9 protein-coding genes and 1 other RNA gene are annotated in these 12,342 nt (G+C 36.2%); 6 read left to right on the forward strand and 4 right to left on the reverse strand.

The window, feature by feature from the left end; all coding sequences use genetic code 11:
• Window positions 1–29 precede the first annotated feature (29 nt).
• Window positions 30–674 carry a YqiJ family protein gene (locus AC1Z3T_RS09165; RefSeq protein WP_100885865.1) on the reverse strand — a complete coding sequence of 215 codons (645 nt, stop codon included), beginning with the start codon at window positions 672–674 and terminating at the stop codon, window positions 30–32.
• A gap of 1,020 nt (window positions 675–1,694) precedes the next feature.
• On the opposite strand from AC1Z3T_RS09165, the gene pnuC reads away from it, so the two are divergent.
• The 3 genes from pnuC to AC1Z3T_RS09180 all read left to right on the forward strand — a co-directional run bounded on the left by pnuC (window position 1,695) and on the right by AC1Z3T_RS09180 (window position 4,553).
• A complete protein-coding gene (gene pnuC, locus AC1Z3T_RS09170) occupies window positions 1,695–2,279 on the forward strand; it encodes a nicotinamide riboside transporter PnuC (protein ID WP_100886327.1) in 585 nt (194 codons plus the stop codon).
• Between the two features lie 18 nt (window positions 2,280–2,297).
• Window positions 2,298–2,579: a hypothetical protein gene (locus AC1Z3T_RS09175; RefSeq protein WP_004829761.1), complete on the forward strand. Its 282-nt coding sequence runs from the start codon at window positions 2,298–2,300 to the stop codon at window positions 2,577–2,579.
• An 831-nt stretch (window positions 2,580–3,410) separates the two neighbouring features.
• On the forward strand, window positions 3,411–4,553 hold the full coding sequence (locus AC1Z3T_RS09180; RefSeq protein ID WP_100885864.1) for a GGDEF domain-containing protein: 1,143 nt from the start codon (window positions 3,411–3,413) through the stop codon (window positions 4,551–4,553).
• 264 nt (window positions 4,554–4,817) lie between these two features.
• Here AC1Z3T_RS09180 and AC1Z3T_RS09185 read toward each other — a convergent pair whose 3' ends face one another.
• Both AC1Z3T_RS09185 and AC1Z3T_RS09190 read right to left on the reverse strand, forming a co-directional pair.
• Window positions 4,818–6,092 (reverse strand): MFS transporter, encoded by a 1,275-nt coding sequence (locus AC1Z3T_RS09185; RefSeq protein ID WP_100885863.1) that lies wholly within the window; start codon window positions 6,090–6,092, stop codon window positions 4,818–4,820.
• A gap of 152 nt (window positions 6,093–6,244) precedes the next feature.
• A complete protein-coding gene (locus tag AC1Z3T_RS09190; protein ID WP_005033343.1) occupies window positions 6,245–6,448 on the reverse strand; it encodes a hypothetical protein in 204 nt (67 codons plus the stop codon).
• Window positions 6,449–6,652: 204 nt separating this feature from the next.
• On the opposite strand from AC1Z3T_RS09190, the gene def reads away from it, so the two are divergent.
• Entirely contained in the window at window positions 6,653–7,132 is a 480-nt protein-coding gene (gene def, locus AC1Z3T_RS09195) for a peptide deformylase (RefSeq protein ID WP_058967529.1), read from the forward strand.
• Window positions 7,133–7,195: 63 nt separating this feature from the next.
• On the opposite strand, the gene glpK is transcribed toward def, so the two are convergent.
• Entirely contained in the window at window positions 7,196–8,677 is a 1,482-nt protein-coding gene (gene glpK / locus AC1Z3T_RS09200; protein WP_046760580.1) for a glycerol kinase GlpK, read from the reverse strand.
• 130 nt (window positions 8,678–8,807) lie between these two features.
• On the opposite strand from glpK, the gene ssrA reads away from it, so the two are divergent.
• Window positions 8,808–9,166, forward strand: a transfer-messenger RNA (tmRNA) gene (ssrA, locus tag AC1Z3T_RS09205).
• Window positions 9,167–10,059: 893 nt separating this feature from the next.
• Window positions 10,060–12,120, forward strand: coding sequence for a choline transporter (locus tag AC1Z3T_RS09210; protein WP_005033340.1), 2,061 nt, complete (start codon window positions 10,060–10,062; stop codon window positions 12,118–12,120).
• Window positions 12,121–12,342 lie beyond the last annotated feature (222 nt).

Here is a 12,342-nt window from a genome sequence, read left to right on the forward strand (position 1 = left end):
TTATTATGCCTTCGTTTGTTATTAAAAAATTAATCAAGAATTGCTTGAAAACCTGCTTTTGTTCGCTGGGTGAGAATTACCGATTGACCTTGTGAAAAAACTTGGTCTAATTCAGGTTCAACCAAAATATAATGTGTTTGTCCAAATTGATCGATGACTTTGGCTTGAGCAGGATAGTTCTGCTTTGCTTCGCCTAAAACAATCTGAGCTGTACGACCAATCAACTCGTCACTATGAATGGCAGTGGTTTCATCTTGGGGTAAAATTTTGGAGATCAGGGATGCACAGAGACGGACTATGGGCATACATAAAAAAAGACTGGCTGGTGCAATTACCCAAATTGAAAAATAATGTTCTGTAAAGTGATAAAAAATTGTTTGAACAATAAAGCCAAATAGGGCATAAACAGTTAAAAAAATAATCAACCAAACTAAGACAGGAACTCGTCCCAAATAGAGCCAATCTAAAAGTTGTACAAAAAAACCATGTTCTGTATGCAGATCAATATCTGGATGATGGGCTTCTAGAAGCTGATCAGGAACAAATTGGTCTAAAAAACCTTGGCTACTCGAACCAATAATGAGAAGCAAACACTCCACCAGTCCCAACAACAACATAAGGCAAAGACTTACGCTAAAAACTAAGTTAGATGAGTGTGTAAATAATTCCCACATATTGTTTTGCTCAAAATTATTGTTAAAAAATTTTTATAGATCGTATTTTAAATTTGAACTAATCCTACAATTATCATCAATTAATTCAATTAATAAATAAAGTCTATCGGTTTTGTCGAAATATTGCAACTAAATATTTTTTGATTGTAATTAAAATCAATATCTTATCATTTTTAATAGTTGAAAAGTTGTTTGAAAATGATTGCTTGCATTTTGTTCAATGATTCCTTATAACTGTTGAAGTTAACAGACGGAACTGTAGACAAAAAAATACGCAATGATTGGGGTGATCATTGCGTAGAACAACGAATCTGCTTTCACAGTTCGGTTAAGGAGAAATGTTATGAATTTTGGGGAAGATTCATAACTTAAGTATGATAGTAGACGGTTCTGTCTGTTAATTCATTGGTATTCACGTAAACAAGTGTTAAATCTCGTAAATAAGGTTAAAATGTGAACAGTATCAATGAAAGAAACTTAATTTTAATCTATGTTTTTTATAGAGATTTTTAAGTTATATTGTATAAACAAACAATCTAAGCATATACAGTATTTTTTAACGAATGATAAATACACGGTTTGAAAAACTTAGATTTTGGCTATTTTTTAGCATCTTAAAAAGCATTTATCAGTGCTAGTTTGAGCGATGTTATGAATGTTTTGATGAAATGAACTGCGTTGGCTCGCTTTATTTATTGGTGATTGCTTAGTTTTAATTAAAATCACGTCAAATTGCCGTATTGAAGTGATAAAAATAATTAAATTTCTAAAAAATTATTTTTGACGATAAGCTTCGATTTACATGGCAAACAATCCATGTTCCTAATTTACTTTAATCTTCGACTCAAATGTATGAGCGTGTCCAATTTAATATATAAATAAAACGGCTATATATGATCATCATAAAACATGATGGCTGAGTGTATGCGCCGTTTCGAATTGAATTTGGTATGTCATTTTTCTTGCATTTGTAGTGTTTTTTTTCATAATAAGCTTTTTTATATTTGTGCGCTTTTTATCATGTCAGCATTAGAAATTTTTGCCGTTATTATTAGTGTGATTGGTGTTGGTTTGACAATAAAGCGCAATATGTGGTGTTGGTTATTTAATTTTTTTGCATTTGTCTTATACGCTTATCTATTTTTTACCTTTAAATTATATGGTGAAACCATTTTACAGCTATTTTTTATGTTGGTGAATTTTTATGGTTTTTATCACTGGTTTAAAGGTAAACAGCAAGATCATGAAATTCGAATTGAGCCCATTGCGATAGGTGCCGTGTTTATTCAAATGTTGATTGCTGCCTTAGGTGGGCTTTTATTCGGCTTGTCATTGCATTATTTTACTGATGCAGCTTTGCCGATGCTAGACTCGCAACTAGCGGCATTTAGTTTGTTAGCAACCTATTGGACAAGTCGTAAACACATTGCGACTTGGGTACTGTGGGTATTTGTTGATATTGTCTATGTGGCGATGTTTCTTTACAAAGATTTATTTTTGACTGCAGGTTTATATGCAGCATTTGTGGCTATGGCGGCATTTGGATGGTGGCAATGGGAACAAGTGAAAAAGAAACAATGGAGTCAGTTGTATAATGAAATCTAGTGGATATAAAGGTCGAGCATGCTGATTGACTTTGTTCAAATACAAAAACAGAAATTTGAAGATCTGGCACAAAATATTGTAGATAGACCTGAAAAGTATCTTGATTTTGATTCAGTATCCGATTTTTATAAAGCTCAATGGCTCAATGATTTTCCTCAAGGAACGACATGGACTGTATCTGGTCTTGATGATGGTGCAGAAGACTTTTGTATTCATATTGAATATAAAAATCATTTTTTATCGATTGATGTGCAAGGTGTGCAAAAATTAATCAAGGTTCGTTATACAATTAGAGAATAATCGCTCAATGATTCAGATGCTTCATTTCGTTCATACAATTGTCATGTTTGTTGTCTATATTGATCATATTGGATAATTTTTAATCATATTTCAATAGGAAAATTTTGAGTGCTGAACTTTTCTTAAAGAGAAATCAACCTTAAAAAGTACAAAATAATTGAATCACCAAATCATTTAACCATCTGTATAAAAGCATAAATTTCATTGGATGTGATTGATATCAAATCACATATTTGTTTAATCAGGCAGTTTGATGATATGTTCTCGATACATCCTAATTTTTGATTTTGATACTCGTGTTATGATTCAAAAAAACACAAGACACTAAAATTAAAAAATTAAATTTTATAACTTAAATAAATACAGTAATTTTGAATATTTTTTTATTCATTTTAGAAAAAAATATATCTATAAGTATATGTATCAAAATATTTTAAAAAAAATAGCTTGTTATTTTTTGAATTTTATTTACTGTAATTATGCATTATTATTGAATACAAAGTTCTTTTTATTTTGATTTATTTGAATAAATACAATATGTTAAATATATCTAATGGTTTAAATGAATGCTATGTAATGTGTGAAATCAATACAAACCAACTTATTTCATTCAATTCAGTTTTAATATTAAAATAAATAGAATTAAGAAATGGTAGTATTTAAAAAATTGACTTACTTTGACTTTTCTAAGTGTTATATTTTAATCATCGATATGAAAAATAAAAATAGAGAGTAATTCACTATTTTTGACGGGTGAATGGTAATATGAAGCAAAAAAATAGAGGGGTAATACATTCCTCCGCTGAAGTTTTTATACACGACAATATGATCATGAATTGGAGTAATTATAAAAAGTGCGGCTTGGTCCTATTACTTGGTGGTATAGATGTTTTGTTGTGGATCATATGGTGGTATTTCAGTGAAGCAAAAGTAGATATACAACCTTGGATTAATCAAGCCTTTTATCCAACGTATATTCGGATGTTGTCTCTTGCCACAATTGGTTTTTTTGTGCTCATTTTTCTGATTCGATCTTTAAAAAAAATTTCTATTTTTGAAAAAATTATTCCTTATATAACGATTGTATATTTTGGCACTATTTTTATTTATGGTGCTTATTGTATAGGTATCTTTAGTCCAGCTTCGACTGCTGGTTTTGTCAGCTTGATTACGGTTGGTTTGGTGTTGTTTGAACGGCGGGTTGTTTATTTAACAGTTATTCCAATTAGTGGTTTTATGTTGATTTGTATTGTATTGAGTCTTACAGGTCAGATTAGATATGCCCCGATTTTCAGTGAAGAACTGCTGGTAATGCCCTTGTATCGCAATGCATTTTGGGTATATTGCATGCTGTATTTTTATATTCCAATTTTCTTTGCAAGTTTAGTTTTGTTTGAGGTTCTTCTTACACAGTGGCGTAAACGCGAAAAAATGATTGAGCAAGTGAGTATTATTGATCCTTTAACTGGCATTTTTAATCGTCGTAAAATCAGTGAAAATATTGATATGCTCAAACAACAACAAAGCTCTTTTGCGATTGTGTTGTTAGACCTTGATTATTTTAAAGATATTAATGATAAATATGGTCACGATATAGGCGATATCGTTTTACAACAAGTTGCTGGGATATTGACTGAAAATATCCATGAAGAGGATATTGTTGGACGCTTTGGTGGTGAGGAATTTATCATTTTGACCAGAGGTGGTCAGCTCGCCAAAGCCATTGATATCGCTGAGCGATGCCGTAAAGCAATTGAGAAAGAAGTGATTTTACTGGATACTCAACGCAAAATTAGCATTACTGCAAGTTTTGGCGTTGCAGCCTCAATCAATCCTTTTGGAATTACCAAAGAAGAAATTATTCGTCAGGCAGATCAAGCGTTATATTTGGCAAAAAAGAATGGGCGCAATCAAGTTCGTCATTTCTTGGAAATTAAAATTACCCATTCAATGGAATCTAAACAAGTGATTTAGGGGCTGTGGACATTTCATAAATGGCTTGCGTTGTAGGTTAAAATTGAGCAGGTAAGGCATGAAATGAAGAGAATAGCGAGACTATTTTTAAGTTTCATAACGTAGCCTGAGATAATTTTAGCCACAACCCTTCGGGACTAGTGTGTTTTTTGTCGCTTCTTCGTTCCGAACTACTCATTTAGAATGACTAAATTTCGTATTTCGCGCCTAGAATCGCCTAAAAAACACACCTAGTCGCAAACATAGACGAATTGTCCACAGACTCTAATGTATTTCAAATTTTTTTCGGTAAATTAAGCTGGTCAGTAGGGTAAAGCAACACAACACGACAATATAGTACATTGCACCAATATCACTATATAAACTGAGCCATTGTACTAATGGGAGCGTTAATCCACCTACGATGGCATAAGCAACGTTATAAGAAAAAGAAATTCCTGAAAAACGGATTTGTGCAGGAAACATTTTTACCATGCTATAAGAAACTATACCTACCGTACCTGAAAATAAACCCAATAGCATATAGAGGCTAAAAATGGTGGATGGGGTTACATACCCCAAACTGTTGTAAAAAATACTTGAAATAACAGCGACACACAGTGAACCCCAGAACATAATACGACCTGCACCAAAGCGATCAGCCAATGTTCCTGCAATCACACAACCCAACATCTGCATTAAGATTGCAGCACTTTGCATTTGAAATGCATCTGTACGTTGAAAAGCAAAAGTCCCCGTGAGTAAATTAGGCATCGCTAAAATAATGACCACGACACAACCCGTTAAAAACCAAGTAAACAGCATTCCTATCAAAACCGCTGACTTATGGGAGCTTAAGACTTGTTTGACTGGTAGCGCTTTGGAGAGTTCTTTACGTGCTTGCATGGCTTTAAACACAGGTGTTTCTTTGAGATAGCTTCTTAGATATAAAGCAATTAATCCAAATATTCCGCCCAAAATAAAGGGAATACGCCAAGCCCAAGCGTGAATTTCTGCTTCATTAAATTTGAGTGAAATCAATAATGATGTTAGTGAACCCAATAAAATTCCCAACGATAAGCCTGCTGTGAGTAGACCATTGGCAAAGCCAATTTTCTTTTCAGGAACATGTTCTGAAACAAAAGTCCATGCTGCTGGAATTTCACCACCGATGGCAATCCCTTGTACCACACGCATAAGCAGTAATAATAGTGGAGCAGCAAGACCTATATCAGTATAGGTTGGCATGAGACCAATCATTAAGGTTGGCAGTGCCATTAATAAAATAGATAGACTAAATAGACGCTTACGTCCTACCAAATCCCCAAAATGTGCCATGACGATACCGCCCAAAGGGCGAAAGAAATATCCAGCTGCAAAAATTCCATAGGTGTTCAACATCGCCCAAAAAGGACTCAGTGTGCTGGGGAAAAATAGTTCAGCAATGATTTTTGCGTAGAATACATAAATCACAAAATCATAAAATTCGAGTGCGCCACCCAAAGAGGAGAGACCAAGTGTGCGTTTATCTTCCTGATTAAGATTTGTTTTTTCATCCATGTTGTAATATCTAAAAATAGTCGAAAATAAAATTTTAATAAACAATTTTTTCCTTGAATAATCAATCTTTATTTTGATCGTGTCAAAAAATTATTATGGGTGTCTGATGATTTATGTCTTCACTTATGAAAGCTTTAGGAAAAAAGATGCCACTATATGCGAATAAACCATGGGATGAGGCTAAGAATCATTCCAATAGCGCTGATCAACAGATTATTTTCAATGAAATAGGGAAAAATCATTAAAGCGATACCACAGATGAAGGGCACGATCATTTTTTGTTTTTTTCCATAAATAAAATAACCTAATCCAATCGAACTAAAAATCAAACCGAGAAATAAGGTGGTACTATTCATTGGTACAATCTCATGAGTGAGTGACTGTTATTTACAAGATCATGATTAAAATTGAATTAAAGAAACAGTTTTAAATTTGATATTTGAACAATAAGAGTTGAGCACAAAAAGTGAATTGCTTGTATGGAATTATTCAATTGCGATTGAATCGCTAAATGTTAAAATCAAGGCATTGAACGATATGCTGATAAATCAGATAAGACCATGAGTATCATTTTACCCATCGCCCAACGTGGTGAAGATATTTTAAAATTAATTGCAGCCCCTGTTGCTGACACTGAGTTTTCAAGTACTTGGTTGGAAGAACTTGCCAAAGCACTAAAGACAACGATGTTGGAGCGAAATGGAGTCGGGATTGCAGCACCGCAAGTTTATATTTCTAAGCGTGTGATTATCGTCGCTTCACGATCTAATCCTCGTTATCCTGATGCGCCTGAAATGGATGCCATCACCATGGTCAATCCTGAAATCATTGAGCAATCAGTACAAACTGTATTGGGAGAAGAAGGTTGTTTGAGCGTACCTGATGAACGTGGGCAAGTGGCTCGGGCTGAACAGATTACAGTGCAGTTTTTTAGTTTAAACGGTCAGAAAGTGATTCAGACCTTTCATGGTTTTCCTGCTCGAATTGTTCAGCATGAAATTGACCATTTAAATGGTGTGCTTTTCGTCGAGCGAATTTAATTTAGCAACTGGGCGAGAATGTGCATTGATCAAACATTTAGCCCAGTTTCCAAAGAATACACTTTAACTAGACTTTGCTCTTTGTAAAGCATCATTCCATAAGCTTAAATGATACTCACGTTGATCATTGCTCATATTCGGCTCAAAAGCTCGATCTAACTGCCAAGATTCTGAAATTTCATTTAGATTAGTAAATACATTGGTTTTAAGACCTGCCATAGCTGCCGCTCCCCATGCGGTAGACTCTAAAAGCTTTGGACGTAATACAGGGACATTTAAAATGTCAGCTTGAAATTGCATCAGCATATCATTTTGGCTTGCTCCACCATCTACACGGAGTTCTTTTAAAGGCTGAGAAATATCCGACTGCATTGCTGTAAGGACATCGGAAACTTGAAATGCGATAGATTCCAAAGCTGCTCTGGCAATATGTGACTTATTGGTTCCGCGTGACATGCCACAGAGTAATGCACGCGCATCACTGTCCCAATGCGGTGCCCCCAAACCTGTAAATGCAGGTACAAGCACAACACCATCAGTCGTGTTGACTTGGCATGCCAACTTTTCGACTTCAGCACTGTTTTTGATAATGCCTAAACCATCTCGCAACCATTGCACGATTGCTCCTGCCATAAACACACTGCCTTCAAGGGCATAGTTCGACTGATTTTGACAGTTCCATGCTAAGGTCGTGAGCAGTTTATTTTGACTATACTGAATTTCGTTTCCTGTGTTGAATAGCATAAAGCAACCCGTGCCATAGGTATTTTTTGCTGTACCTGCTTCAAAACAAGATTGACCAAATAGCGCAGATTGTTGATCACCTAATACACCACAAATTGGAATTTCAGCACCCAATAACCCTGTCGCAGTATTGGCAATATAACAGTCTGATTGAATAATTTGAGGAAGCACACTTGGGGGAATATTAAATATTTCTAAGAGTTCTTGGTCCCATTGCTGAGTTTTTAAATCCATCAACATGGTACGAGACGCATTACTGGCTTCGATCACATGTTCTGAGCCTTGGGTTAAATTCCAGATCAGCCAACTGTCAATTGTTCCAAAAGCAACATGGTTTTGCTCAGCCAGTTGTCTTAATCCTTCGACATTGTCCAATAGCCAAACCAACTTTCCTGCACTGAAATAAGGATCAATTCTTAATCCTGTTTTTTTGTGAATTTTTTCAGATAAATTTTGCTGGCTCAATTGATTACACCAGTCAGTTGCACGTCGATCTTGCCAAACAATAGCAGGGGCAAGTGGCTTTCCATTTCGTTTGTCCCATACAACGGTTGTTTCGCGTTGATTGGTTAAGCCGAGGGCTTTGATGTCTTTGGCAAGTAATCTGGCAGAGGCAATCGCTTGTTGAACCACAGCAATTTGTGTGGTCCATATTTCCATTGCATCTTGTTCTACCCATCCCGAATGCGGCGTTTTGATTTGGATTTCACGTTGTGCTGAAGCATATACTTTTCCATGCTCATCAAAGATGATTGCACGGCTAGAGGTCGTTCCTTGATCAAGTGAGAGTAAATAGCTCATCTTTTTTATATTTGTCCCTTGAAAAATACTGATAGTAGCGCAATTATAGGACTAGGCGCATCATTTAGAATAAATGTCGTGAATTATCTGCTTAATTTACAACATTTATGTTATGATGAGTTTGTTATCTGGGGATGTTATTGGCTTCGACGCTGATGATGAAGCTCATAGATGCATGCCGAGAGCGCATTTTCTCTCGTAAATAAAATTTGCATATTTTAGTCGCAAACGACGAATCTTACGCTCTAGCTGCCTAAGGGCAGTTTGTCCGCTTCACTGAATACTTGTGGTCAGTGAACCCGACCGAAGCGCACGCACACAAGTCCGTATAAAGTCAAGCCTCGGGGCTTTGTACTAAATTTAGAGGATCGCGTTTTGTACCCTGTTCGTCGGGTCACTTAGCGTTAAAATAATTGACGATATCTAAGCATGTAGTATTCTCGAGTGTAGTGTTGGCGGACGCGGGTTCAACTCCCGCCATCTCCACCAAATTTGCAAATCATGATCTATCACAAACTTAAATGATGAATCATGAAACTTAATAAAGCCTTGAAATTTAACACTTTCAGGGCTTTTTTTAATGCCTAAATTACTATCACTAACATCATTTGAGAATAACGTACTATCAAGATATGATGTTACACAGGAGTGACACACGTGTAACAGGTGCTAAATGCTTTCAGATTCACAAGTAAAAATCTAAAAGCAAAAGAACAATAATATTCTCTTGATGATGAGGGCTTATCTATTGATTTCTACAGTAAGCTTCTTTATCAATACTATTAGTCTTATTATCATAATCATCTCCGCACAAGTACTAAAGATCAAAAAGGTTTCAATGACTCTGTTTCATTCATTCCGTTTATCTTGAATTAAGCTTCTCCAATCTATCTTTGAACCCGTATGTTAATGGGGTGTTGTGATTTGTTTCATATTGTTTTTGACTTTGTAGGTTCTGTTATACTCAGGTTGCAAATCTTTCCTCGAAAGGGGATGTAATAAAAGTGTCTCAGCAATTTGATTACTCATTTTTTGGTCTGTAGTGATTAGTATCGTCTTTATCTGACAGTTGTTAATAGCAAGCTTCGGCTTACAAAGTGCGGTGATGCGCTTTGGATTATTATTCTCCATCATTATTTTGCTGTTTTGTGTTTGGCATTAGCCAATGCACTCAAACAGAATCAATTTAATCCTTTAGCAATGCGAGTGATCACGAAGTTAACTCAGTTATCATATCATTACATCACTGAAAAATCAGAAACATTTAAATTGGGTAAATAACTTTTGTTTTTCGTTTTCTATTCAGATATTTATTTTCATTGATTAAGCGATGGAAAGATGTAGATGAATATTTTCTTCTTCTCTAACTTCCTGAGGATTGTATGGCAACAGATAATCCAAGAGCAGTTGATGATGCTGCATTAGCAAATAAAGACCATTTAAATCGTGTGGTCTTTTATATTTCAGCTCTACTTATTTTAACATTTGCACTTGTTACGATTTTATTTAACGACTTTGCTAATCATTTATTGAATGTCGTGTTGGCGTGGGTCAGTGACAAATTCAGCTGGTACTATTTATTAGCTGCAACATTGTACTTAGTCTTTGTGATTTTTATCGCTTTCTCACGTTATGGCGATATCAAACTTGGTCCAAAGCATTCGAAACCTGAGTTTAGTCTATTAAGTTGGTCTGCGATGCTGTTCGCTGCTGGAATTGGGACCGACTTAATGTTCTTCTCGGTTGCAGAACCGTTATCGCATTATATGAATCCACCCATAGGTGAAGGACAGACTTATGAAGCTGCACGTCAGGGCATGGTTTGGACATTATTCCACTATGGCTTAACAGGGTGGGGGATGTACGCCTTGGTGGGGATGGCATTGGGATATTTTAGTTACCGCTATAATTTGCCATTAACGATTCGTTCTGCACTATATCCAATCTTTGGTAAAAAAATTGATGGTCCTATTGGGCATACGGTTGATATTGCTGCTGTGATCGGAACGATCTTTGGTATTGCTACCACCTGTGGTATTGCAGTAGTTCAGATTAATTATGGTCTACATGTGCTGTTGGATATCCCAGAGAATCTCTGGATTCAGATTGCGCTGATTTTAGTTGCTGTGATTGTGACTATTATTTCAGTCACCGCTGGTGTAAATAAAGGCATCAAGGTTTTGTCTGAAATTAATATCTATGCCGCAATTGGCTTGATGCTGTTCGTATTGTTCCTTGGGAATACCGAATTTCTGCTCAATGCACTGGTACAAAACTTTGGTGATTATATTAGTCGCTTCCCGAGTTTAGCTTTAGAAAGTTTTGCCTTTGATCGACCAAAAGACTGGATGAATAGCTGGACCTTGTTCTTCTGGGCATGGTGGGTAGCTTGGTCTCCATTTGTCGGCTTATTTCTGGCGAGGATTTCTCGCGGTCGTACGATTCGTGAATTCGTTTGTGGAACTTTGATCATTCCTCTGTTGTTCACTATCACATGGTTGTCTATTTTTGGTAATAGTGCCTTACATAGTGTGATCTTTGATGGTAATAGCACACTGGCACAAACCGTATTAACCAATCCTGCACATGGTTTTTATGACTTACTTGCTCAGTATCCAGGCTTTGCCTTTATTGCCAGTATTGCCACCATTACAGGTTTGCTTTTCTACGTTACTTCAGCAGATTCAGGCGCTTTGGTACTCGGGAACTTTACGACCAAATTTTCTAGTGTTGATCATGATGCCCCACGTTGGTTGCGTATCTTCTGGGCTACTGCAATTGGCTTACTGACGGTAGCCATGCTTATGGCGAACGGAATCACCGCCTTGCAAAGTGCAACAGTCATTATGGGATTACCCTTCAGTTTTGTCATGTTGTTAGTGATGGCAGGTTTGTATAAATCCTTGCGCTTGGAAGATTATCGTAAAGCGAGTCGTAGTCCAAATGCAGCACCTGTAGTAGGGAATGTTGATATTCTAAACTGGAAGCAACGTTTGTCTCGTGTCATGTTTCATCCTGGTAGTCGTGAAACACTGAGTATGCTCGATAGCGTGTGTAAACCTGCGGTTCAGACGGTTGCAGATGAGTTGGTTAAACGTGGCATGAGTATCGAAGTAACGCAAGGAGAGGTCGAAGATAGTGATACCTTGTATCATCTTGATTTAACCATCTACATCGAAGAAGAGTTTAATTTTATTTATCAGATCTGGCCTGTGCGTTATATCACACCGACCTTTAGTGAGCGTGGTAAACGCGGTATGCAATATTACTATCGTTTAGAAACTTTCTTGTACGAAGGTTCGCAGGACAATGACTTGGTCGGATACACCAAAGAGCAGGTGATTAATGATATTTTAGATAAGTACGAACGTCATATGACCTTTTTACATATCAATCGAATTAGCCCCGGAAATCGTCCTTTGTATCCTGACTCACAAGACTAATGTTTTGATATAAAACTCCCTCGATTAAGTATGTTCTACTTAAGGGGGGAGTTCAGTAAGTGTCTAAGTTAAAATCCATTTTCAATACATGGGTTTTGGCGAAAGTCTAAAAATCGTTGTGAGAGCTCAATGAGTAGAATAAGCTAAGCCGTTGAGAAAAAGACTAATGCAATAGACAGCTAAGTGGTTCTTTTATTTGTTAAGATTGGGTAAAATTACAGC

Source organism: Acinetobacter sp. B-6 (genome assembly GCF_056930735.1).